29 protein-coding genes and 1 pseudogene are annotated in these 23160 nt (G+C 61.4%); 19 read left to right on the plus strand and 11 right to left on the minus strand.

What is annotated here, in order from left to right:
• Nucleotides 1–32 precede the first annotated feature (32 nt).
• Together OE747_RS19005 and OE747_RS19010 are read left to right on the plus strand one after the other, a co-directional pair.
• Complete coding sequence (locus OE747_RS19005; RefSeq protein ID WP_263830081.1) at nt 33–497, plus strand: TlpA disulfide reductase family protein; 465 nt, start codon at nt 33–35, stop codon at nt 495–497.
• Nucleotides 494–1183: an MOSC domain-containing protein gene (locus OE747_RS19010; RefSeq protein WP_263830082.1), complete on the plus strand. Its 690-nt coding sequence runs from the start codon at nt 494–496 to the stop codon at nt 1181–1183. The genes OE747_RS19005 and OE747_RS19010 overlap by 4 nt, the downstream gene beginning before the upstream one ends.
• Here the strand turns inward: OE747_RS19010 and OE747_RS19015 are convergent, their stop codons facing one another.
• The 7 genes from OE747_RS19015 to OE747_RS19045 are packed head-to-tail and all read right to left on the minus strand — an operon-like array spanning nt 1184 to nt 5763.
• A complete protein-coding gene (locus OE747_RS19015; RefSeq protein ID WP_263830083.1) occupies nt 1184–2383 on the minus strand; it encodes an NnrS family protein in 1200 nt (399 codons plus the stop codon).
• Complete coding sequence (locus OE747_RS19020; protein ID WP_263830084.1) at nt 2380–3087, minus strand: 5-formyltetrahydrofolate cyclo-ligase; 708 nt, start codon at nt 3085–3087, stop codon at nt 2380–2382. The genes OE747_RS19015 and OE747_RS19020 overlap by 4 nt, the downstream gene beginning before the upstream one ends.
• A complete protein-coding gene (locus OE747_RS19025; RefSeq protein ID WP_263830085.1) occupies nt 3084–4124 on the minus strand; it encodes an NAD(P)H-dependent flavin oxidoreductase in 1041 nt (346 codons plus the stop codon). The genes OE747_RS19020 and OE747_RS19025 overlap by 4 nt, the downstream gene beginning before the upstream one ends.
• On the minus strand, nt 4108–4524 hold the full coding sequence (locus tag OE747_RS19030; RefSeq protein ID WP_263830086.1) for a DUF488 domain-containing protein: 417 nt from the start codon (nt 4522–4524) through the stop codon (nt 4108–4110). The genes OE747_RS19025 and OE747_RS19030 overlap by 17 nt, the downstream gene beginning before the upstream one ends.
• On the minus strand, nt 4524–4868 hold the full coding sequence (locus OE747_RS19035; RefSeq protein ID WP_263830087.1) for a carboxymuconolactone decarboxylase family protein: 345 nt from the start codon (nt 4866–4868) through the stop codon (nt 4524–4526). Before OE747_RS19035 ends, OE747_RS19030 begins: the two co-directional genes overlap by 1 nt.
• Complete coding sequence (locus tag OE747_RS19040; protein ID WP_263830088.1) at nt 4861–5346, minus strand: hemerythrin domain-containing protein; 486 nt, start codon at nt 5344–5346, stop codon at nt 4861–4863. The genes OE747_RS19035 and OE747_RS19040 overlap by 8 nt, the downstream gene beginning before the upstream one ends.
• 15 nt (nt 5347–5361) lie before the next feature.
• Complete coding sequence (locus tag OE747_RS19045; RefSeq protein WP_263830089.1) at nt 5362–5763, minus strand: group III truncated hemoglobin; 402 nt, start codon at nt 5761–5763, stop codon at nt 5362–5364.
• 128 nt (nt 5764–5891) lie between these two features.
• Here OE747_RS19045 and OE747_RS19050 point away from each other — a divergent pair, with 128 nt between their 5' ends.
• The 13 genes and pseudogenes from OE747_RS19050 (at nt 5892) to OE747_RS19110 (ending at nt 13174) form a co-directional block, all read left to right on the plus strand.
• On the plus strand, nt 5892–6308 hold the full coding sequence (locus OE747_RS19050) for an RrF2 family transcriptional regulator (protein ID WP_263830112.1): 417 nt from the start codon (nt 5892–5894) through the stop codon (nt 6306–6308).
• 19 nt (nt 6309–6327) lie between these two features.
• Nucleotides 6328–7953: a cytochrome-c oxidase, cbb3-type subunit I gene (gene ccoN, locus OE747_RS19055; protein WP_263830090.1), complete on the plus strand. Its 1626-nt coding sequence runs from the start codon at nt 6328–6330 to the stop codon at nt 7951–7953.
• A 4-nt stretch (nt 7954–7957) separates the two neighbouring features.
• Complete coding sequence (ccoO, locus tag OE747_RS19060; RefSeq protein ID WP_263830091.1) at nt 7958–8686, plus strand: cytochrome-c oxidase, cbb3-type subunit II; 729 nt, start codon at nt 7958–7960, stop codon at nt 8684–8686.
• Nucleotides 8683–8847 carry a cbb3-type cytochrome oxidase subunit 3 gene (locus OE747_RS19065; protein WP_263830092.1) on the plus strand — a complete coding sequence of 55 codons (165 nt, stop codon included), beginning with the start codon at nt 8683–8685 and terminating at the stop codon, nt 8845–8847. The genes ccoO and OE747_RS19065 overlap by 4 nt, the downstream gene beginning before the upstream one ends.
• A complete protein-coding gene (ccoP, locus tag OE747_RS19070; protein ID WP_263830093.1) occupies nt 8840–9751 on the plus strand; it encodes a cytochrome-c oxidase, cbb3-type subunit III in 912 nt (303 codons plus the stop codon). The genes OE747_RS19065 and ccoP overlap by 8 nt, the downstream gene beginning before the upstream one ends.
• Nucleotides 9748–9906, plus strand: coding sequence for a hypothetical protein (locus tag OE747_RS19075; protein ID WP_263830094.1), 159 nt, complete (start codon nt 9748–9750; stop codon nt 9904–9906). The genes ccoP and OE747_RS19075 overlap by 4 nt, the downstream gene beginning before the upstream one ends.
• Nucleotides 9907–9919: 13 nt before the next feature.
• Complete coding sequence (locus OE747_RS19080; protein ID WP_263830095.1) at nt 9920–10714, plus strand: DUF2189 domain-containing protein; 795 nt, start codon at nt 9920–9922, stop codon at nt 10712–10714.
• Nucleotides 10711–10779 (plus strand): annotated as a pseudogene (gene ccoS, locus OE747_RS24600) (cbb3-type cytochrome oxidase assembly protein CcoS); the annotation flags it as partial. The gene OE747_RS19080 and the pseudogene ccoS, both read left to right, overlap by 4 nt.
• A 22-nt stretch (nt 10780–10801) precedes the next feature.
• Nucleotides 10802–11104, plus strand: a complete 303-nt coding sequence (locus OE747_RS19090; protein ID WP_318527324.1) for a hexameric tyrosine-coordinated heme protein — start codon at nt 10802–10804, stop codon at nt 11102–11104.
• Nucleotides 11101–11427, plus strand: a complete 327-nt coding sequence (locus OE747_RS19095; RefSeq protein WP_263830098.1) for a DUF6522 family protein — start codon at nt 11101–11103, stop codon at nt 11425–11427. The genes OE747_RS19090 and OE747_RS19095 overlap by 4 nt, the downstream gene beginning before the upstream one ends.
• Before the next feature lie 93 nt (nt 11428–11520).
• Nucleotides 11521–11940: a hypothetical protein gene (locus OE747_RS19100; protein ID WP_263830099.1), complete on the plus strand. Its 420-nt coding sequence runs from the start codon at nt 11521–11523 to the stop codon at nt 11938–11940.
• Complete coding sequence (locus tag OE747_RS19105) at nt 11937–12467, plus strand: plastocyanin/azurin family copper-binding protein (RefSeq protein WP_263830100.1); 531 nt, start codon at nt 11937–11939, stop codon at nt 12465–12467. The genes OE747_RS19100 and OE747_RS19105 overlap by 4 nt, the downstream gene beginning before the upstream one ends.
• A complete protein-coding gene (locus OE747_RS19110) occupies nt 12464–13174 on the plus strand; it encodes an RNA polymerase sigma factor (RefSeq protein WP_263830101.1) in 711 nt (236 codons plus the stop codon). The genes OE747_RS19105 and OE747_RS19110 overlap by 4 nt, the downstream gene beginning before the upstream one ends.
• A gap of 171 nt (nt 13175–13345) precedes the next feature.
• Here OE747_RS19110 and OE747_RS19115 read toward each other — a convergent pair whose 3' ends face one another.
• Genes OE747_RS19115 through OE747_RS19125 form a run of 3 tightly spaced genes read right to left on the minus strand, consistent with a single transcriptional unit; the run spans nt 13346 to nt 18216 of the window.
• Nucleotides 13346–15301 carry a type IV secretory system conjugative DNA transfer family protein gene (locus tag OE747_RS19115; protein ID WP_263830102.1) on the minus strand — a complete coding sequence of 652 codons (1956 nt, stop codon included), beginning with the start codon at nt 15299–15301 and terminating at the stop codon, nt 13346–13348.
• A complete protein-coding gene (locus OE747_RS19120; protein WP_263830103.1) occupies nt 15294–17642 on the minus strand; it encodes a relaxase/mobilization nuclease domain-containing protein in 2349 nt (782 codons plus the stop codon). Before OE747_RS19120 ends, OE747_RS19115 begins: the two co-directional genes overlap by 8 nt.
• Nucleotides 17629–18216 carry a MobC family plasmid mobilization relaxosome protein gene (locus OE747_RS19125; protein WP_263830104.1) on the minus strand — a complete coding sequence of 196 codons (588 nt, stop codon included), beginning with the start codon at nt 18214–18216 and terminating at the stop codon, nt 17629–17631. The genes OE747_RS19120 and OE747_RS19125 overlap by 14 nt, the downstream gene beginning before the upstream one ends.
• 552 nt (nt 18217–18768) lie before the next feature.
• Here OE747_RS19125 and OE747_RS19130 point away from each other — a divergent pair.
• The 4 genes from OE747_RS19130 (at nt 18769) to OE747_RS19145 (ending at nt 21776) form a co-directional block, all read left to right on the plus strand.
• Nucleotides 18769–19488 (plus strand): nucleotide-binding protein, encoded by a 720-nt coding sequence (locus OE747_RS19130; RefSeq protein WP_263830105.1) that lies wholly within the window; start codon nt 18769–18771, stop codon nt 19486–19488.
• Nucleotides 19489–19498: 10 nt separating this feature from the next.
• On the plus strand, nt 19499–20131 hold the full coding sequence (locus OE747_RS19135) for a hypothetical protein (RefSeq protein WP_263830106.1): 633 nt from the start codon (nt 19499–19501) through the stop codon (nt 20129–20131).
• Between the two features lie 160 nt (nt 20132–20291).
• The gene (locus tag OE747_RS19140; RefSeq protein ID WP_263830107.1) at nt 20292–20531 is read left to right on the plus strand and encodes a hypothetical protein; all 240 of its coding nucleotides are present in this window, start codon (nt 20292–20294) and stop codon (nt 20529–20531) included.
• A 120-nt stretch (nt 20532–20651) separates the two neighbouring features.
• A complete protein-coding gene (locus OE747_RS19145; protein WP_263830108.1) occupies nt 20652–21776 on the plus strand; it encodes a Fic family protein in 1125 nt (374 codons plus the stop codon).
• Nucleotides 21777–21801: 25 nt separating this feature from the next.
• On the opposite strand, the gene OE747_RS19150 is transcribed toward OE747_RS19145, so the two are convergent.
• A complete protein-coding gene (locus OE747_RS19150; protein ID WP_263830109.1) occupies nt 21802–23121 on the minus strand; it encodes a DEAD/DEAH box helicase in 1320 nt (439 codons plus the stop codon).
• Nucleotides 23122–23160 lie beyond the last annotated feature (39 nt).

A 23160-nucleotide genomic window follows, 5' to 3' on the forward strand; every position in this document is an offset into this window, starting at 1 on the left:
GCCCGCGCCCTCCAACGCAAAGGCAGCATCGCATGGACGACATTCCCTTCCACGCCGCCCATTGGCTCAACACAGACCGCCCGCTGACATTGGAAGATTTCCCCAGCCGGGTGCTGGCCGTCGAGGTCTTTCAAATGCTCTGCCCCGGCTGCGTGCTGAACGGCCTGCCGCAGGCGCAGCGCCTGGCGCAGACCTTCGACGAAAAGGACCTCGCCGTGATCGGCCTGCACAGCGTGTTCGAGCATCACCAAGGCAACAGCCGCGAAAGCTTGGCCGCCTTCCTGCATGAGTGGCGCATCCCCTTCCCCGTCGCTATCGACATGCAGGGAGAGGGTCCGTTGCCCCGAACGATGGGGGCCTGGGGCCTGCAAGGCACACCGAGCCTCGTCCTCTTCGACCGAACGGGCAGGATGCGGGCGCGCCATTTCGGGCAGGTCGCGGACATGGCGCTTGGTGCCCAGGTGATGGGGCTGATCGGAGAGGGAGAAGCGGGATGAGGGCATTCCGGATTGCCGAACTGCGCATTGGCAAGGTCCGGCCGCTCGGCCCGAATGCCGTTCCCTCCGGCATCGACAAGGCGGCTGTCGCCGGGCCGCTCATGGCCCGGGGCAAAGGGTTTGAGGGCGACGAACAGGGGGATACCCGTCATCACGGCGGCGCAGACAAGGCCCTTCATGCCTATCCCGTAGCGCACTATCCGGCCTGGGCAAACGATCTGCCCGAACACGCGGCGCAGTTCGGTCCCGGCGCCTTTGGCGAGAACCTTGTGATCGAGGGTGCGACGGAGGACGATTGCTGCCTTTTTGACCGCTACCGGCTGGGTGGCGCGATGGTCGAGGTCAGCCAGACCCGCCAACCCTGCTGGCGGCTCAACCTGCGCTTCGATTTGCGTGACATGGCGGCGCGGGTGCAGCAAACGGGCCGCACCGGCTGGTATTTCCGCGTCGTCTCGGAAGGACTCATCACGGCCGGCGACCGGGCGGAACTGATCGCACGACCCTGCCCGAACTGGCCACTCACCCGTGTCTGGCAGCTGCTTTACCGCGACATTTCGGACCATGACGCACTGACCGCCTTCGCCGCGCTTCCGGGCTTGCCGGAAAACTGGCGGCGTATGGTGGATGCGCGGCTGGCGCGGGGAACGGTCGAGGACTGGCGACCGCGCCTCGAAACGCCGGGCTGATCACTTTCGGACCCGCCGTCGCATCATCGCCGGGCCATAGAGCATAGCGAAACCACCGAAAGCAGCGATCCACGCAAGACCCGACAGAATGTGCAAAAGCGGTGCCTGATCGGGCCAGAGGCCTGCGGCGAGACGCGCGAGGATCGCCGTCAGCAGCCCGAGATAGAGCGCTAGGGTGCCTCGGCCCGCTTTCAGTTCCTGTCCGGTATGGCCAAGCGTGGCACGGGTCATCACGGCCAGGGTCATCAAGCCTACCGCACCGGCCATCCAGAGATGCTGTGCCGACGCCCCGCCGAAGAGACCGGGCACGAAGATGGAGACGCCAAGCGCGATGGCGCCGAGCGGAAGGAAGAGATAGCCCAAGTGCAGGATCCACAGAAGCGGCTCTGCCAGTGTCCGGTCCCCGGCCCACCTTGCGAGCCGCACCAAATGCAGCGCCCCGGCAGCCAGGAGGAGCGGCGCCAAGGCCTGCGCTTCCGGCGCCGCAATCCAGGCAAAAAGCGCGGCGAGAAGCGTCAGGAGCGCGATCTTGTCGAAGCGCTGCATCGGTGGCACGGGCAAACGCCCCGGACCCTGACGCGCCAGCCAGTTGCGGGTGAAGGACGGCACGATCCGTCCGCCGATGACCGCAATCATCATCAGCGCCGCACCGAGGCCAGCCCGCAGACCATAACCCTGCGCCGCATAGTCGCCACGCGCCGCTTCCCAGTGGAAGATTGCATTGGAGATCGTGAAGATGCCGAGCATCGTGAGTACGATCAGGTTCCGCCAGTTCTTCCCAACAATGATTTCGCGTGCAAGGAACCCGGTCAGTGCCACCGGCATGGCAAGATCGACAAGCGCCACGGCAAGGGACGGCAGACCATGCGACAAGAGGACTCCTGCACGCCCGCCGACCCAGAGCACGAAAAGCCCGCCAAGCGGCCAGCCGACAATCGGCAGTTGCCCGGTCCAGTTGGGAACAGCTGTCAGCAGGAATCCGGCGATGACCGCCGACAGATAGCCGAACAGAAACTCATGCGCATGCCAGCTTGCCGCGTCGAACCGGGTAGGCAGGTCGAGGGCTCCGGTGAGGGCCGGAATCCAGAGCGCCATGGCAACCGCGGCCCAGATAGCAGCCCCGAGGAAGAAGGGACGGAACCCGAAGCTGAGGATCGCCGGGCCGCGCCAAGCGCGCATCCGCTCCGCCGTGGTGCTCATATCGCTTTCTCTTCCGCTTGCACCCCGTTCTCGGTCAGGATGAGATCGAGCGGGATGTCGTGGGGTTGCGGATAAATGGTTTTGAGCTGTGCCGCCTGGAAACCGATGCCGATGACAAAAGGTTTCGGGGTCAGCGCCGCCAGCGTCCGGTCGAAATAGCCCCCGCCATAGCCGAGGCGATAGCCATCCGTCGTCCAGCCGACGAGCGGGGCAAGTGCGATGTCGGGTGTGACGACGTGTGCGTCCGGGGGCGGGACGGGAATATTCCAGTCGCCGCGCTGCATGCGTGTCTCGGGCGTCCAATGGCGGAAGATGAGCGGGGCCGCCCTGGTTTCGACCAGTGGCAGGGCGACGGATATACCGGCCTGGTGAAGTTCGGCCATCAGCGGGCGCAGGTCGGGTTCGCCCTTGATCGGCCAATAGGCGGAAAAGACCTTGCCCGGTGCCCCGCCGAAGCGGTCTTTCAACACCTGTCGCAGATGCCCGGCCAGCGCCTCGCCGATCTCCTTGCGTTCACCAACCGACAGTGCCAGACGGGCGGCGCGCAGGCGGGTGCGTTCGGCCTTGCGCCAATGCGCGACATCACGTGCCTGCTCGGGATCGACAGCCAGCGGATCGAAATACTCCGGTGCGACCTCGGCGACATAGCAGGGCGGTGAGGAAAAGCCGCTTTGGCAGCGGAAGCTCTTGAATTCGTCGCTCATGACATCGCCTTGAAACCGTTTCGCACCGTGCCCTTCAAGATATGCCGGGCCTGCGCGACCATGGCGTTCAGACGTGCGGCCGCAGGGACGATATCGGGGATATTTCCCGCGCCCTGACCGGCATAGAGCGCCATCGCTTCCAGATCGCCGGTTGTGGTGCGCAATGGCGAATCCGTGCTGAAGCGCAGGCGGGGCTGATCGTCGTCATGGGCGATGGTCTCGCGCGGCAGGCTGTCCGGGTCGTGGCCCAGGTAATGTCCCTTGAGACCCTCCGTCACGCTGTTGCCGATCACCCGCACGGCGGCGCCCTTGGGCCAGTTCAGAACGAACACATCGGTCAGCACCGTATCCTCGCCCTTGGCCTCGACGATGCGGGATTTGTGATAGGAATGCGCAAAGGATTCGTCGGTCGCCAGAAAGGCCGTTCCGCATTGCACACCGCTGGCCCCGATCGCCAACGCGGCGGCAAGCCCTTCACCCGTCGCGATCCCGCCCGAGACGACGACCGGCAGGGCCGTCCCGGCCAGTATCCGTTCCGCCAGCCCGAAGGCCGGACTTCGCCCGTGCACATGGCCGCCCGCCTCGATCCCCTGTGCGATGATCACATCCGCCCCGGCCTTTTCGGCCAGTCGCGCGGCGGCCTCCGTGCCGACCTGATGCAATACGAGACATCCCGCGTTTTTCACCCGCGCCACTACATCCGGCATCACATCCCAGAAAAAGCAGAAGGCCGTCACGCCAAGATCGAGGCAACAGGCGATCTGTGCCTCAAGCAACTGCGGGTCGGTCGCCGCCGGGATTATATTGACGGCAAAGGGCCGGTCCGTTGCCGCCTGCATCGCGGTGACTTCCCGTGTGATCAGGTCGGTGGGTTCGCGCACCATCCCCAACATCCCGTAGCCGCCCGCATTGGCCACCGCCGCCGCCAGTTCCCATCGGGAAACGCCGCCCATGCCCGCCAGCAGAATGGGCACCTCGCATCCAAGCAGATCGCAAAGCGGCGTTCGTAGAGGCTCGTTACTATGTTGGCCCGTCATTTTTCCCCTCCCTTTCCAACCATTGGCGCAGGTAGTCCCGCAGCACGATGGCGTTATTGTGGTCTTCGTCCTTCGAAGCATACAGCAGCGTGACGACATCGCTCTGCGCGTATCCGGCAAGCTCGCACACCAAATCTTCGCGCGTGGCGAGTTCCGCCCGGTAGCGCGTGATGAAGTCCTGCCACTGATCGGGATTGGCATGAAACCAGAGCCGCAACGCATCGCTCGGCGCGATGTCCTTGCACCAGTCGAACAACCGGGCGCGGTCCTTCGCCACGCCGCGTGGCCAAAGACGATCGACCAGAATCCGCTTGCCGTCCGAGACCCGCGCCGCGCGATAAATCCGCTTGATGCGGATGCGCCCGGCGGGGGTGTCGGAGACGGACGGTCGGGGCGGCATCAGCTGTCCCTTTGGCCCGCGTCGTCGATCAGATCTACCGCCTTGAGCGCATGTGCCCAGGCCGCCCCGGCGCGCATTTCGGACGCAACCCAAATGGCTTCCATGATCTGTTCGCCCGAGGCCCCCTCACGTTTGGCCGCCTTGACATGGCCCTCGATGCACCACGGGCATTGGGTCACATGCGCCACGGCCACCGCGATGAGCTGCTTGGTGCGTGTATCGAGCGCCCCTTGGGCGAACACCGCTTTCGAGAACGCGCGGAATGCGTCTTCGGTATCGGGTGCCAGGGCATGACGCCGGTCGACAAGGTCCCTGGTGGGTTTTGGGAGGTGTAGCTCAGACATGGCCTGTCTCCCGCGTTTCGAATTGCGGAAACAGCACATCGTTTTCCAGCCGGATATGCTCTTCGAGGTCGTCAAGGAATTCACCGACCCCGGTATAAAGCCGCGTCCAGCTTCGGCAGGCGCCGTCCGGCAATGTCAGGTTGTTGGTCAGGTGCCGGATTTGGCCGACTTCGGCTTCGTGGTTGTCATGATCCGTGCGCATCGCCGCAATCGGCGCATCCAGCCCCGCCGCCGCGTTGCGAATGGCGGGGAACAGGATCAGTTCCTCTTTCTTCATGTGAACTTCCAGATCACCGATCATCCGGTGCAAAAGGTCGGCCAATCCCGCGGGAACATCCGTTTGCCCGGCATGGACCGCTTCGACCTTTTCCGACAGGGTTGCCAGTTCGGGAAGCTGGGCACGGTGTTTTGCGTGATACTCGGTCTCGATGAAACTGGTCAGCTCGCTCGGGTCTTGCGGGGGCAGTGGTTTTGTCATGTTCGTATCCTCGGGTCAGAGCAGTGATGGAATTGTCCGGGGCTTCGCATCCTCGACCGCCATATGCAGCGAGCGCGCGATACGCTCGGCGCGTTCGATGACATGCGCCGCGCCTTCGGGCGGGCAGGTTTCGGTCGCGGTTTCGCGGAACAGCGTCAGCCAGCGGGCGAAATGATCCCAGTCCACGGGCAGGCCGACATGGGCCGGCACAGGTGCCCCGTGATAGCGGCCGGTCATCAGCGCGACCGAGGACCAGAAATCCACCATGCGTTCCAGGTGCGGGCCCCAGTCGGTAATACGGGCCGCGAAGATCGGCCCGAGAACGGCGTCGGTGCGCACCTTGTCATAGAAGCGATGCACCAGTTCGGTCAGCTTGTCTTCGTCCAGCCCGGTCCGCGCCATGATCTCGGCGGTCATTTGTGGGCGGACGGAAATGATCTGGGGATCGGCAGATGACATGGAATCCTCAAGAATTTGAGCTTGAGTCTGATGCTATCTCTGTTAAATAGGTATTGTAAATACCAATTTAATGAATGCGAGACGACATGAACCTCACCTCCTTTACAGATTATGGGCTCCGAATGCTGATGCGGATGGCAAGCGCGCCCGGTCAGGCCTTCTCGACGGCTGACCTGGCCGAGGAGTTCGAGTTGTCCCGCAACCACCTGACAAAGATCATGCAGCGGCTCGCACAGGGCGGTATCGTCGAGACCCGGCGCGGGGTGAACGGTGGCGCCGTCTTGCGGTCCAACCCCGCCAAGATCCGGCTTGGCGACGTCGTGCGGCTGCTCGAACAGGGGCAGGCGCTGGTCGAGTGTTTCGGGCCGGCCGCAGGAGGGTGCACGATAGAAGGCTGCTGCCGTCTGAAGTCCCGGCTTCGGCAGGCCGAGGCTCGGTTCATCGAGGATCTGAACAGATCGACACTTGCCGATATTGCCCTTCCGCAACACGCAACAGCATGACGAAGAAAGGCAGACCAAGATGACCGAAACGCTGTCCATTTCCGAACGCAGGATCGGCGTGGTTCTATCGGTTCTGCTAGCCCTGATGGGGCTCGTTATGGCGGCAGCAGCTCGTCACGGGGTCATGTCTACACATGGCTTCATGGCGCTCGGGCTCGGAATCGGACTGGCTTTCCTGCTTGCTGGCGCACTCTATGACCCGGAGCCTCCGACGGATCGCCTGCGCCGATACTACGATGCGCCAACCCGGTTCGGAATCGTGATGACTCTGATCTGGGCGATAATCGGAATGGGTATCGGTGTATGGGTTGCTGCATTGCTCTACTGGCCCGATGCAACGCCACCCTGGCCGGCTACCAGCTTCGGTCGACTGCGTCCCGTGCACACCACCGGGATTATCTTCGGCTTTGGCGGCAACGCGCTGATCGCCACGTCTTTCCACGTCTTGCAACGCACCTCCCGCGCTCGCCTGGCCGACTCTGTCAGTCCCTGGGTCGTGCTCATCGGCTACAACCTGTTTTGCGCTTGGGCCGTCACCGGCTATCTGATGGGCTCGACCCAATCCAAGGAATATGCCGAAGCCGAATGGTACGCGGACCTTTGGCTGGTGGTGATCTGGGTGACGTATTTCGCACTCTACATTCGAACACTCGCCCGCCGGAACGAGCCACACATATACGTCGCCAACTGGTATTATCTGGCCTTCATCCTGGTTGTGGCGATGCTGCATATCGTCAACAATCTCGCGTTGCCGGTGCGCTGGACGGCAGCGGAAAGCTTTCCGGTCTGGTCGGGGGTGCAGGATGCGATGGTGCAATGGTGGTACGGCCACAACGCGGTCGCCTTCTTCCTGACCGCCGGGTTCCTCGGAATGCTATACTACTTCCTGCCGGTGCGGTCGGGGCGGCCGATCTGGTCCTATCGCCTGTCCATCGTCAGTTTCTGGGGCATCACCTTCTTCTACATCTGGGTGGGGTCGCACCACCTGCACTATACGGCGCTGCCCTATTGGGCGCAGACGCTGGGCATGACCTTTTCGGTGATGCTACTGGTGCCGAGCTGGGCCTCGGCGGGCAACGCCATCGCCACGCTGAACGGCGCCTGGCACAAGGTGCGCGATGACGCCACGCTGCGTTTCATGTTCGTGGCTGCGGTGTTCTACGGGCTGTCGACCTTCGAAGGATCGTTTCTCGCCATTCGCCCCGTCAACTCACTGTCGCACTATACCGACTGGACCGTGGGCCACGTTCATTCCGGCACGCTTGGCTGGGTCGCCATGATCGTCTTCGGCGCGATCTATACGCTGGTGCCGCAACTCAATGGCAAGACGGAGATGGCATCACTGCGCGCCGTCGAATGGCACTTCTGGCTCGCCGTCACGGGCACGCTCGTCTACGTCGTGTCGATGTGGAACGCCGGCATCACGCAAGGGCTGATGTGGCGCGCCTATGACGAGAATGGCGCGCTGTCCTACAGCTTTGTCCAGTCGGTCGAGGCGATGGCCCCTTATTACCTGTTGCGCACCATCGGAGGCGGGTTGTTCCTGACCGGAGCGGCGGTCTGCGCCTGGAACTGCCGTGCGACGATGCGCGGAGCAGCAGGTCATGCCGCCGACCGGCCTCTTGTCGCGCAGCCGGCGGAGTGACCCGATGCTGAAACTGCACTACAATCTCGAAAAGATCTCGATGGGGCTGGTGGCTGCAATCATCGTGGCGGCCTCGATCGGCGGTATCGTGGAAATCGCGCCGCTGTTCACCATCGACGAAACCGTCGAAATGCCCGACGACCTTCGCCCGTACACCCCGCTGGAACTGGCCGGGCGCGAGATCTACATCCGCGAGGGTTGCTATGCCTGCCACAGCCAGATGGTGCGCAGCCTGGCCGATGAACTGGACCGCTACGGCCCCTATTCGCTGGCTGCGGAAAGTGCCTATGATCACCCGATGCTCTGGGGATCGAAGCGGACCGGCCCGGACCTGGCCCGACTGGGCGGCAAATACTCCGATGACTGGCATGTGGCACACCTGATCGACCCGCGCAGCGTGGTACCGGCCTCGATTATGCCATCCTATCCTTGGCTGACGGACCCACTCGATACCGGATTGTTGTCGGATTCGCTGGCCACGCTGGCCCGGCTTGGCGTACCCTATGACGAGGACATGATCGCAGCAGCGGAAGCCGATGCGCTGGCGCAAAGCCGCCCCGACAGCGACGCGATGGACGGATTTCTGGAGCGCTACGGCGAGCGGCCTGCGGCCCGTGTCTTCGATGGTGATCCGTCTCGCCTGACAGAGATGGATGCTCTCGTCGCCTATCTCCAGTCTTTGGGCACCTTGACCGATGCGCCCTATCGAACCCTCGCGGAGGGCAACCAATGACCCATGACATCCTGGTCTATCTGTCCAAGACCGTTGGCCTGATCTGGCTGATGGGATTTTTCCTGATTGTCCTCATCCGCGCCTACAGCCCGTCCCGGCGCAAGGCCTATGACGCCGCCGCCCGTTCTGTGCTGCCTTCAAAGGAGGGCGGAGATGAGTAACCCGACCGATCCGAGGCAATTGCTGGGCGCCGATCCGCATACGGGCAATCGCAAGATCGATCCGGTCACCGGCTATGACACGACTGGGCACGACTGGGGCGGAATCACCGAGCTCAATACCGCGTTCCCGAAGGTCGTGATCTGGGCGCTGGTGCTGACGTTCCTCTATTCGGTGATCGCCTGGATTCTCTTACCCGCCTGGCCGACCGGACGTGACTACACACGCGGCTTACTCGGGCTGAATCAGGGTGAAGAAGCGGTCTCTGACTTTCGTGATCTTTCCGAGGTGCGGCAGGACTGGCTGTCGCGCTTCGAGGGCGAGAATTTCGTCGCTCTGCAATCCGACGCGACACTGATGGCGACCGCAATGCCCGCCGCCGCGCGCCTGTTCGCCGACAACTGCGCGGCCTGCCACGGCACGAACGGGCAGGGAGGGCCGGGCTTTCCGGTCCTGTCGGACGAAACATGGCTGTGGGGTGACGACACGGAAGAAATCGCCACGACCATTCGCCACGGCATCAATACCGAAGATCCTGACACCCGCTATGCCGAAATGCCGGCCTTTGACTGGATGGAGCGGTCTGATCGGTTAGCCTTGGCCGAATTCGTTTCCGAGATGCCCGGTGGAGCTGTCGATTTCGAAAGCTCCGTGGGCACGGTCTTCGCAGAGAATTGCAGTTCGTGCCACGGTTCGACAGGGGCAGGCGGTCTCGAAATCGGCGCACCGTCCCTCACGGATGAGGCTGTGATCTATGGACAGAACCCGGGAACGGTGATGCAAACGCTCCGACGCGGCCGCCACGGGGTGATGCCGGCCTGGAATGGCCGACTGTCAGAGGCCGAAATCAACCTTCTGGCGCTTTACGTGGCCCGGCTTGGCCAGCCAGCAGGGGGCGGGCAATGAAGCCGGCCGTACAAAAACGGCTGGCGATCAGCGCCGCTCTGGCCGCAGTTCTGCTTTTTCTCGGTGCGAATGCGCATCTGCTGGCCGTAGCCCTGCAATCACAGCCGGACTGTCGCGAAACCGCCGGAGCGATGCCGGCCAGGCGGTCCTGCTGAAAAGGAGAACGGGATGCTGGAACCACTACCGACCCTTCGCAATCCGGACCGGTCTGCCTCACCCTATGCGCGCGACCTGCCAGCATCTTCGGCGGCGGACTGGTTGCAGGCAGGATGGCGTGATGTCCGGCAGGCGCCTTGGTCAAGCCTTGCCTATGGGCTATTCCTGACATTGGTGTCCTACGCGGTCCTCTGGGCGCTTCACGTAAGCCATCTTTTGTATCTCGCGCTGCCCGCGATCTCAGGGTTCCTGATTGTCGGTCCGTTCCTGGCGATCGGGCTCTACGAAAAGAGCCGCAGGCAGGCGCAGGGTCAACAGGTAGCGTTTTCCGATATGCTGGCATTCCGGCCGCCGTCAGGAGGGCAATTGGCCTATGCCGGACTGCTGCTTGGCCTTCTCATCCTGTTCTGGCTCCGGGCGGCAGATCTTCTCTATGCACTGTTTTTTGGCCTTATCCCGTTCCCCGGCGCGGAGGAGGCGTTGACCAATGTGTTGACGACGCCCCGGGGATGGGCGCTGATCGCAACAGGCACGCTGGTGGGCGGGCTGTTCGCAGCCTTCGCCTTTGCGATCAGCGCCTTCTCCATTCCTATGCTGGTCTCGCGTAAGTCCGATGCGCTGACCGCGATGGGGCTGAGCTTTGTCATGACCGTGCAGAACCTGCGCCCCATGTTGGCCTGGGGTGTGGTCGTCGTCTTCGGAATAGGTCTGTCGGCGGTTACCGGCCTCGTTGGGCTGATCGTCCTTTTTCCGGTTCTCGGTCATGGCACCTGGCATGCCTGTCAGGCGATAGCCGATGGGCAATGAGCCTCCTACTGCTCATACCTCTTTCGATCGGACTCGGTCTGATCGGTCTTTGCGCCTTCTTTTGGGCGCTCAAGAACGGACAGTTCGATGACCCTGATGGTGCCGCGTGGCGCATCATCCCCCCTCATCACCCACTCGAAATGGAAGGAAAACCCGATGACAAGCTGGCTCCCGACACTCAAGACGGCAACGCCCGAAGAGGGCTATGAACTCGCGGTTAAACTTGCACGCGTTGCCGTGAAGCTGACCCAACCCGACGCAGAGGTGCGCGACCGGTTGCGACCCGAATACGCTGAAGACGCCGATGCTCTGATTGCTGTCAGCCAGGTTGTCGCGACGCATTTCGCCACTGTCGCCGCGGCAAATGACTACTGGCGAGGCAAGGCATGAGCCGCGTCGAGCGAAACGGGGACCAATTCATCGTGGACGCGCAGATGATTGCGAAAGCGTTTGACCTGTCCGCCGAGGAAACACGTATCCGCATGAAGGACGGACAGATCAAGTCGCTTTGCGAGGCAGGCGAAGGCGAGGATGCGAACCGCTGGCGATTGACCTTCCGGCACCAAGGCCGCGCCTTGCGGGTGATCGTTGATACGCAGGGCGCAATTCTGAGCACGAGCACGTTTCCAGTCGGTCACCCGAACATAGCGACCCGAACAAGATCACCGGCGACACCCGAAGAACCCGCGCCAACCAAGCGCGACAAAACCTGACGGCAGAACTTTTCTGCGAACCCTTCTGGCTCTGGCGCATCAAAGAGACAGGTGGCCACGGCTGTGGCGCCACAGAACTTGAAAGGACGCAACATGAAATCTGCTTTCACTTTCGCCGCGATCGCGCTCATCTCCTCTGCGGGCAATGTATTTGCTCATGACGAGGAAGCGCTGCAGATGTCGCCCCCTGGAGAACCCTATATCCAGATCAGCGATGTCCTGCCCCTGCCGGCGTTCATTCCTGGCCTCGGGACGCTCTTCGTGGACCCCGGCACGCTGCCGGCCGGCCCGTTCCTGGCCTATGATCATGACGGCAAACTCTCGGCAACCGTCTACATGACCCCGCTCGAAGAACTGCAGAACGGGACCGCCTATGACGGTCTGGGGATCGGCAATCACACGGTGTCCGGCGTCGAAATCTACTACAATGCCGGACACCCCGGCGTGGACAAGCCGCATGCTCATGTCGTGCTGTTCCATGACGAGGACGCCAAATCGAGGCTCGCCGAATGATACGGGGACGCCGAGAGTTTCTGATGGTCGGGGGTGGCGTGATCGCCACCCTCGGGTTCCCGCGCGCAGTGTCGGCGGGCCGGGTTGAAATCATTGAGATGAAGGGAACCGCGCGGGGCGAACATGTCTGGTTCGCTCCAATCGGTCTGGCCGTCGAGCCGGGCACGGCCTTGCGCTTCATCAACCGTGATCCGGGCAACAGTCATACGGCCACGGCCTATCACCCCGACATTTTTAGCCGACATCGCCGCATACCGGCAAAGGCCGCGCCGTGGGACAGCGATTTCTTGTTGCCAGACGGGAGCTTCGAGGTCACGCTAACCGTCCCCGGCGTCTATGACTACTACTGCGTCCCGCATGAAATGGCCGGTATGGTTGGCCGGATCGTGGTGGGACAACCCGGAACTCGGGGATGGGAGGGCCCGGCAGGCGACAGCGGAGATCTGGAACCCGAAGCCCTCGCGGGGTTTCCGTCGGTAGAGGATATCCTTGCCCAGGGCCGGATCGCTCAGGAGGAACACGAATGAGTTCCCGATACCGACAAAAAGCCGATGAACTGCATCCGATCATCGACCGAACGACCAGCGAAGGCGACCTGGTTGCGGCCGCGGTGGCACGTTCAGAACCCGCTGTGCGGGAACTCATCCGGCGCAACAACCCTCGTCTGTTCAGGGTCGCGAGAGGAATCGTTTCGACGGATGCCGAAGCCGAGGATGTGGTGCAAGAAACCTATCTTGCGGCGTTCCAGCGTCTGGACAGTTTCCGCGGCGCCTCCGCCTTCTCGACCTGGATAACACGCATCGCGATCAACAACGCCTTGATGCACCAGCGCCGAAAATACCCGCTGGAGGAGTACGATACCGTGAGTGAGAGCGACGACACATCCGTCCTGCCTTTCCCCGGGCAGTTGCCGGAAACCACCGAGTCACAGCTTGGGCGAAATCAGCTCAGACGGATTCTGGAGGAGGTGGTGCACGGGTTGCCACCCGAGTTGCGCCTCGTTTTTGTATTGAGCGAAACAGAAGGCATGACAAACAAGGAGATCGCGCGCGACCTGGAACTCAACCCGATCACCGTCAAGACGCGGTTGTTCCGGGCGCGCCGATGGTTGCGAACTGATTTGGAGCGCCGGGTAAAGGGCGGATTTGACGCCATCTTTCCCTTCGACGGCGTCCGTTGTGCAAATATGGCCGAACGTGTTGTGCTGGATTTGAGCAAGCAGGGGTTTCTTTAGGGAATACGCCCATTTGATTAGCCGGTTTCCGCTCGGCATTACAGCTCCGAGGTTTCCACAGTCACAGCATTTCTCGCGCTGTGAGCGCACTCAGCAATACCTAGGCGCTTCCTAAGTGGACTCTTCAGCAGCATTCGCCGTGCGGAACATAAACGTTTACTTCTGCGAAACTCATGCGTGCTCGGCAATAATCGCCCTTGTCGTCTGAACTGCCGAAGCCAGCATCGTTCGGTCCGCTCTCGTGATCCCCAATCCTTCAAAATTCAGCGCCAGTTGACCCTGGCCACCGCTACTCGCAGCAGCCCGAGCCGCGCGGCCGCGGGCCTTCGCTGCGCTGACAGGGTCAGTTTTTGCCGCATTAGGAGCTTTCGGGCCGACTTCCCGCGGTCCCGCAGCCGCCCGCACCTCCTGCAGCTCCTGCTTCAGCTTCTCCACTGTCTCCCGGGTCTCGGTCATCTGCCGATCCCGCCGCAGCCCGTCCTCGTCCGGATACGGGAAACTCCCAGACTGCCCGGCGTGCAGCACCTTCAAAGCCGGGTCCTCGAAATACTTCACCCTTCGTGCGCGAATAGGCATCTGCGCGTCGATCACGAGAATGACCTCGTCGAGGTCCATGCGCCGGGCTTCATCCTCTGTCAGGAGCGGGGTGTCCTCGGTCCTCTCCGAGACGCTGCGCCCCTCAAACGGATTGCGCCCAACCGCGCGGGAGCGGGTCACCACGCGCTTGGTTGTCTTGCCCACAGCCTGGCTCAATTCCTCGATGGTCTTCTGCTCGGACGGGGTGAGGTAGAGCTTCACGCCGGCGCCGCCCTGCAGCGATCTGCGGGTGTTCTCACCATAGATCTCGTCCAGCGCCGGAATAGTCTGGGTGACGATGGCGAGGTTGCCGCCGAAGGAGCGCAGCGTCTTGATGCTCTCGGCGACGATTGGCATCTTCCCGAGCCGGTCAAACTCGTCGAGCATGATCATCACCGGCCAGGGCTCTTCATCGCCGGGTTCCTGTACTTGCAGCGAGGCAATCAGGTCCGAAAAAAAGAGGCGGATCAGCGGGGCAAGCGGTCGGATCATCTCGGATTCGACCACAAGATAGATCGCATGTGGGCGGCGGCGGATATCCCGGAATGAGAAGTCAGAGGTCGCGGTGGCCGCGTCGATCGCGCGGTTGTCCCAAGTGTCGAGACCCGATGTCATCAGGAGGGAGAGGTAGGAAGTGAGGGTGTCGTTGTTGGTCGATGCCATACGCTCGAAGATCAGTTTGGCCGACTTGTTCTTCACCTCCTGCGAACGCTTCAGGTATTCCTTCTGCTTGTCGCCCCCCGAGGCTGTGATGCGGTAAATCTCGCCGATGGTCGGAACGCCGCGCTCGAAGGCCAGAAGACCGGCCGCCACGAAGAGGTCGATACCCCCGGCCAAAAGCCCGCTCAGCTTTTCATTGTCGGTCTGCAGAAAGAGCTTCGCGGTGAGTTTAAGCTCCATCTGCTGCCGGTCGGGGTTGGTCATGGCAGCAATGCGCGCCAGCGGATTATAGCGATGTGTCGGTCGGTCCCAGTCGGTCGGCGCGAAGCGGAAAACCTTGTCCCCCATGCTGGCGCGGAAGCGCGAGGTCTCGCGGAAGTTCTCACCTTTCACGTCGAGCACCACGGCGGAGCCCTTGTAGGTCAGCAGGTTCGGGATCACGAACCCCACGCCCTTGCCCCGACCTGTAGGCGCCACGATCAGCGCGTGGGGGAAGGTTTTTGAGACTAGGAACGGGCGCTTGGATTTCGGGGAGCCGAGCTTGCCCAGAAGGAAGCCGCCGCCGGGCTTGGCAAAGAAACCGTTCCTCTTCATCTCGCTGCGCGTCTGCCAATGCGTCGTCCCGAAGCGGGTCAATGCATCCCCCAGAAGCGTGACGCTCAGCATCAGCGATGCCAGGCCGAAGCCGCCAAGGATGAGGTTCACCCAGAGGAAGTCTTTTGGTGCGGACTGAGACAGACCCCGATATTCGCGGGCAAGCAGGGTGACGTCGAAACGCGTAGGAGAAATCCCATAGCGGAACATGACAAAGCCGGTCGCCACGACATAGCCCATGGCGAGACCGACCAGCACGAGGCTCAACACTCCTAAGGCAATCTTGCCTTTATCCATGGGTGATCCCCTTCTCACCATGTGCCGCGGCGTGGCGCGCGCGCTGCGCCTCGATCTGCTCTTCGGCCAGAGCATCGAGAACGCGCTCCATGGCCGGGCCATGCGCGGTGACCTCGCTGCTCTGGAGATAGGTCCTGGCGAGTTCCAGCTGCCGCAGCGGATCCTCGGTGAATGTGTCCAGGACGTCCGCGTTACCGGCCCGCAGCGCGTCGATTGCGCCGGGGCTTAGTCGCTCGTTTATCTGCCGGACGATGTCCTGCTGCTCTGACTCGGAGAGCGGGCCCTCGACGTCGGCGTTTCGCACAAAGGCCATGACGGTTGGCGCTGTCTCTTCCAGATACCGGCGCTCGGCGTAGTCTTGTCGCGCCTGGTCCTCGATCTCGAAACTGCGTTCGCTGATATAGGCACGCGACGCGCCGAGCGAACGAAGGTGGTTGATTTCGCCCCTAACGGCCTGCCCGAATTCATCATCCGGCATCTCCGTGCGATAGCGGGCGAGGGTGCGGAGCTCTTCGGTAATCGGACCGAAATGATCCGAAGGATCCCGCAAGGCGAGGTCCATGTCGCCAGCATGAAGCGTGCGGTCCTGCTCCGATACCGCATATTGCGGCGGCATTCGACTGTCAGTCATCTGTTCCCAAGCCATCGAGGCCAATTCGGCATGCTGCGGAGATCTCTGCGCATAGGCGCCGAACGCGACGCGGGCCTCTTCAACCTCCACGGCGCCGGCCCGCCTTACAGACGGGTCGTCGGAGAACGGATGATCGAAATCCGTCCGGCGGAACTGCGCCACCAGCGCCCTGAACGCCTGCCGCTCCGATGGGGCAAAAATGTCGGACCCATCTTGCGCGAGATCACTCCCAGGTGTCGTCAACCGCTCACCAAGCGCTGCCTCAGCGTCATCCACCTCGTCGACCTCGGTTGGCGCACGCAGGACGCGTACATCGGTCAAACCATCGCCCAACCGAACATGCACGGCTTCCAGCCGGTCGAGCGCTTCTTCCCGGTCCGCAGATTTCTCCAGATCGAGGCCACCTTCTTTGGCAATCGCCTGAAGATCCTGTGCCAGCCACTGGCGTTCCAATGCGGCATTTCCTGCCCCTTCCCGGAGGCGCGCGGCCACAGCTCCGGCTTCAATGCCAGTGCCTTTCAACGCCTCGGCCAGTTTTGGTGCAACCTCTCCATCGTCAAGGCGCGCGAGGTGACCTTCACTTAAGTTCGGCCTTGCATAGATGCCGTCCCGCGACGGGGCATCGATCAAGGCGGCGGAGCGATCCCCGAGTGGGTTCAAATGCGCGACCGAGGCCAATACGTCGGTCAGCTTGCGCTCGATCACCGGCCTCTCGGCCGCCGGCGCCCTGTCGATCGCCGCCTCGATCTGGCGAATGTTCTGAGAAAACTCGGTGATCAGCGTGTCGAACGCTGCTTCGTCTTGGGACATGTAGATGGCTCCGTCAGATTGAATCTGACCGCCGCTCGCAAGGATGGTGCTGGCCTTCTCGAGAGCTTCGGCCACGTCGTCGAAATTCGAGAGTGACGCCTCCGCCGCAAGCCCGCGGTAGATCAACGCGTTGTGCCTGACGGTTTCCAGAGCGGCCGCCAGGTCAGCGCCGGTTCTCTGGCGCTCAACTGGGGGACGGCCCTCGTCGCGGGCCTTGTAGATTTCATCGATCTCGGCGCGGTAGGTCGTGACGCCGCGATCCAGACGACGCGTTGCCTCGAGCCGGATCCCGTGTCCTCTGGCCGCTTCGACCATCGCCTCGCGAAAGGCGTCATAGTTGAAGTGATGATCCTTCCCGAGAAAGAACATTTCGCCATCCTTGCTGCGGCGGTTCAGAACGATATGCGCATGTGGATGCGCGCGATCTTGGTGTATTGCAGCAATATAGTCGAATTGCGAGCCCTCACCTTGAAAGAACTTCTCGCAGACGGCCTGGGTGATATCGCGCACCTCTTCACCACTGGTCCCAACCGGGAATGCCATCAGCAGATGCGACGTATGGCCAAGCTTGGGGCTGTAGCGCTCGTTCCACTGGTTCTCGAACCGCCGCGCCACTCGGTTGATCTCGGCTTCCGAGAGTTGCTTCTTCCCGTCATGGGTGCCGCGACTGTCGAGGATATGGGTCGACTTTGTTGTGAGATATGTGAGCTGCGCCCGTAGCTGCGCCCCGGTGTGGCAGCCCCCTTTCGAGATAGCCTTGAAGATCGCTGGCGAATAGCCGCGCGCGGCCCGAACCATCTGCGCGCCCTTGGAAAGCCCCTGCCAGGATCCCGAAACTCGGCTCCAGCCTCGGTCAAATAGCGCCGGGTCGATGCCACGGACCCGGTCACTCCGCGCCATTCTCATCCCTCTCGGCGAGGCCCGCCAGGGCAGAGCTGATCTCAAGGTCCAGCAGGCTGCGCCGCGCACGCGACATCTCCTGGACCTGGTCGGCCAGATCGAAGACCAGACCCGCAAGGGCGCGGACGTCACGGTGACTTGAGGCCGGGTAGGACAGTCTCTCGCCCCGCACCTTGGCCTCGTTCAGACGTCGCGCGATCTGGTTCACGTTGTTGCCGACCCGGTTGAGCGCGGCGCCGAGGCTGCGCAACTCGTCACACATCTCGTCGTCAGGCAGGAAGACACCTTCGGCCGCCAGCATCAGGCGGCGCATTGCATCCGAGCGGTGCGCAATCCCACGCCGCGACAGCGCCGCGTCGAACCGGCGCAGGTCGTCGTCCGAGACCCGGATCCCCACAACCCGCGATCGGCTGCCGTTCGCTGTCTGACGCTCATCCCGGTGGTTCACCACGTTGTAGATCGTCTTCAGGCTGACATCGTAGCGCGCGGCCAATGACGCCGCGGAGACGCCGTTCCGGCGGTCCTGGGCGATGGTCGATCGCTCAATCTCTGACAGTCTACGACGGCGGGGCATTTTGAAGTTAACGTTCCTATTTCTTGCCAACTTCGTACAAGCCCGCCGACTCCCAACGCAAGTGGAGTCGGCCATAAGGGCTTGTACTCAATGTAGAAAATCGCCCTGCAGAGGCGATTTCCCGTCCTTTGTCAAATGGATGGCGCGTCGCGCTCATTGCACCCCGCGATGCGGTCTCCGCATCGCGCATCGCGTCTTTCGCGCCCCGTCTCTTGCACCCCGCAAGACGGGTTTTGCTTCGTGCTGACCGTCTCGCGTCACCCGCAGAACGACATACGCGAGACTGCCTCCCGTCGTCTGGAGCGCGCTATCCGTCACCTGCATTCCGTCCGCAGTACATCGCCGAGCGCATCCCGACATTTGGATGGTGTGTCGTGCCCCGCGACGAATGCTGAAGGCGCCACGGCAGACGTCGCACGGTCATCGCACAACGCCGCCCGCTGCATGCCAAACGCGGGTCGCATCCCGACTTCTGCTTGACCCCTCCGCCTCATACGTTTAGCGGCATTTTAGTATTATCGTTGCGATTCACTATTTTTGCGGAGGATCAGAATGCCGAACGAAAATCTTGTGGTGATCGCAGCGATGGCCCGGAAAGGGGGCAGTGGAAAAACGACGCTTTCGCGCGCCTTGATCAGCGCCGCGATCGCCGCCGGACGCAGAGCGATGTTGATCGACACCGACAGCACGAGAGTACTCGGGGCATGGCATGCTCGGGCGGAAGCCGGTGGGCTGAGTTCGCCGCTTCTCTGCTCGGCCACCGTCGAAGCCGTGGCGGGTGTCGAGGACCAGATCGATCAGGTCTACATGGCAGGCACAGCAGACTTCATCTTCATCGATACCGCAGGGGTCGGTGCCGAATGGTCAGACGGCATCGCGGTGCTTGCGGACCACATTGTGACGCCCGTCATGCTGTCAACGTCTGATTTCGATGTCGGAGCGCAGACTTCTGATTGGTTTGAGAAACTGAAATCCCGTGTTGACGACCCCTCCAGCCTTCCGCGCCACCACGTCGTCCTCAACATGGTCGACCCGAAAACGACCCGTGCTGACGCCGCCCTGATTGAAGAAGCGCTCACCCGTTTTCCGGTGATTGAGACCGTCATGATGCGACGAAACACTTACAAGGAAATGGATCAGAAGGGGCTTCTCCACGCCTTGGCGCTGGAAAAGCAATCTGATCCAAACCCTCTGATGCGTCCACATGTACGTCATGTCGTCGAGGCGCTCGAGGAGGCGACGGACATCCTCAACAATATTCTTGCTGCGTGAGGACAGTCGATTGCGCAAGAAGATCCCGACCATCACTAGGCCAGACCCAGCCTACGCCGCCACCCTGCAACAGGGTGACCGCGAGATTCCCGGGAAGGAAGATGAGGCACAGGTCACAGCAACAAAGACAGGCACCCCAGCCACTGACGTTGACGCTGATCGGCACGAGTCAGAGCTTGTGCCGGGAGGTACCGTGGCGCCGCACCAAGTCACCGCGGAAAGCTCTGACCCGCATACCAGCCTGAGAGCTCCCGTATCGGCGCGCGCATTGAGCCCGACCCGGAAGATCGACATCAGGGTCAACGCACTCGAACGACAGGAAGCTGCGCTAGAAACTTGTGGTGTTGACCCAGCACATGTGGTGCGTGCCGCCCTGCGCCGTGCAGTCAAAGGCTGGCAACTGTCGCCGGTCTTTGCGCCAATTGCTGAGGAGCGGCGCACTCGAAACACGCAGTGGCAGGCCCGTACATCTCTGGCAGTCGATGCGGCCAGCCTGGGTGTCCTCCTCCGGGACCACGACCCCCTCGACGTCTTGAGTAAATGGGCTCTGATCCGCGGCCAAGTGGAACCACGCATATGGGGCGAGATCGACAAAATCTTGGAAGAAATTGTGGTTCGCGCTGCATCGCCGCATGAACCGTAAGTTACCTATCTGAAAAGATAACTTGCATTTCGCCGGTGGATTTTCGCCCACCCGGAACGGTTCATCTTGCAGTTGCAGAAACCTAGTCCTAACACCAGCTAACAGGAATTTCAGACCTCAGTAGTGACGAGTTGCGAGGTCCATTTAGGAGGAACGCATTATGAATATGAAGCCCCGCCTGACTGGCGAACCGATCATGCGCATCCTCTGCAAGACATCTGAGAATCTGGTTGGCTACCTTTACCAATGGAACAATGGTGACGTGCAGCCTGCCTGGTTCGACGGCGCCATAGCGGACGTTCGCTATGAACCATTCATTCAAGCGCCGGAACAAAACCCCGCCGATCCGAAGGCCCCCAGACCGCGTCAGCAAGGTCTGACGCACCTTGAAAAGGCATAGCTCAAGGCCTCGCGTCGGTTTGTGGGTCACCCCATCCCGCAGGTCCTTTGAGCGATAGAGTTGACTTCTATGCCTCAGAAGTGGTCTAGATATGAGTTATAGAAAGGATGCCTATAACTCATGGCTTGGAACTGGACGCTGCCTGATTGGCCGGATTTCCGGTATGACGCCTCCGCTCTGGAGCCGTTTGAGCAGACGTTCCTGCTGTCGTCCGGAGAAATCCTCGGCGCGGTCCATCATGTCAGCCAGCCGGAACGCGAGCAACTCCGGATCGAACTGCTCAGCGAGGAAGCGATGCAGACGAGCGCCATCGAGGGTGAAATCCTCGATAGGCTCAGTGTGCAATCTTCGCTGCGCCGCCATCTGGGCCTCGATCCGGACAGCTACCCTGCCAAACCGCGCGAACAGGGCATCGCGGAAATGATGGTCGACGTCTATTCCAGTTTTGCAGAGCCGCTGACCCATGAGACATTGTACCGCTGGCATCGGATGCTCCTGTCCCATGACCGTCGATTGGAAACCATCGGGGCCTACCGACAACACGCCGAGGCGATGCAAATCGTTTCCGGCCGCCTTGACCGGCCCACGATCCATTTCGAAGCGCCGTCCTCGGAGCGGGTCATGCCTGAGATGGAGCGATACGCGGATTGGTTCAACAAGACCGGGCCGGGAGGAGCAAAGCCGCTTCCAGCGCTGACGCGCGCAGGGCTAAGCTACCTCTATTTCGAGAGCATCCACCCATTCGAGGACGGCAACGGCCGATTGGGTCGCGCCCTCGCTGAAAAGTCGCTGGCGCAAAACATCGGTCAGCCGACCCTCATCTCGCTCGCCTTTACCATCGAGAAGGAGCGCAAGGCTTACTATGACCAACTCGAGCAGCATCAAAAAACGCTCGACGTGACCGATTGGCTAGTCTGGTTCGCGGAAGTTGTCTTGAAGGCCCAACAGGTCACACTCGACCGCGTCGGCTTCTTCATCAGCAAGGCACACTTCTACGATCGTCACAGAGACCAATTGAACGAACGCCAGGCCAAGGCCATCGCTAGAATGTTTCGGGAAGGCCCTGGCGGTTTCAAAGGCGGCCTCAGCGCCGACAACTATCTCAAGATCACCGGAACTTCACGCGCAACTGCAACCCGCGATCTGCAGGATCTAGTCGAGAAAGGTGCGCTCAGCCGAACCGGAGATCGACGGCATACGAGGTACTGGCTGAAGCTAAGATCTGAAGGTCTGTTCAAGAAATGATACCTGGAGATTATGGAGCTACCGTTCAATCAACAACGAGTACCGCCTCTACCGCCTCTTTCTCGGTCTCACAATGCGTGGGTTGAAGCCGTCCATTTCGCCATGCCCAAACTGTAAAGCCAGTCTTGGCCCGCTTATGCACGGTACCATTCTGTATTTCGACGTGCCCCTCAGACACGAGCCGGAGCACCACACGCTTTCCAGCTTCCGCTCCATCAATCTCAAAAAGTTTCGAAGCTGAAGCCTCTACAAGCAAGTGGTCTCCCTTGGTGTCTATTACGACTACAGCCTTATCAACCCATACAAGGAAATCCGGCCAATAGGCCTTGCCCTCGTGAAGAAGGGGAAGAGAGTAGCCGCTGCCAACCGGGTTTCGCGCCCAAACCCGCTGCGTTCGATCAAGAGCGCGCGCGAACTTTGCTTCAAGCGGGTTCAAGCCCGAATACTTTCCGTGGAGTGAGCGCTTGAACTCCTCATTGGAGTTTGGATCGATAGCCACCGGGCCAACAGAATAGGGACTATCTACATCGTTCTGGAAGATGACTGAGTGCTGGATATAAGCGGCAACTACTTCTTGAGCTTTGGTTCGCAGATGATCCGCCGCAGGACTGCTCAGCTCAATCATCGCATCGAACTTTGGCTCCTCGATATCCACGAGGTTCACAGGACCCCCTGCCCTTCGAAGGCCGCCAGGATAGCTCCGCAGAATCTCTCGCCGGAAGACAGAGCGTGCCGTGACGCGGTTTGAATGCTCGACATCAACCCACTCAAATTGAGCGTCGGATTCTTCCCCTACCTTTTGGAGCACCTGCATCCGGCTTCCTTGACCCACAGTATTTTGCGCGTCCGAACGAAAGTCCATGATTGATTTGACGATGCGCGAAATTGGGTCCAGAGCGCGACTGCTCTCGATTCCAACCGTAGGAATGGTTCGCGGAGGTTGGGGGTCTATCCGATCGCGCTTACCGCGCGTCTTTTCATCCTTGACCACCAGCGCGATAGAGGGGTGCTCAGAGGCCAAGTCTTTGCGGATATCCCTCAGAATGTCGTCAAAGACCCCCTTCTCATCCGTTCGGATATGGAAGTGCGCCGTGTTCAGGATTGGATCGTTGTAGTGTACAGCCCCTGGCTGGCGCAGAACCCGGCCTATTACCTGAGTGATTTGCCGCGCCGAAGCCATTTCCTTGTCGATGTAGGCAAAGCAGCAAGCGGGATCATCCCAGCCTTCCTGGAGACCAAGATTGAAAATGACATGCTCATATTTTCCCGCCGTGAAGCGAGCATAGTCCTTCTCTCCGCCGTCAAACTGAACCGCCCCGGGTTTACCGGAGAGTTTGTGGTTCAATGATTAGGCTGCTTTTTCGTCAGCGTTCAAGCTTGCGTA

Source organism: Ruegeria aquimaris (assembly GCF_025751555.1).
Taxonomy (GTDB): domain Bacteria; phylum Pseudomonadota; class Alphaproteobacteria; order Rhodobacterales; family Rhodobacteraceae; genus Ruegeria_B; species Ruegeria_B aquimaris.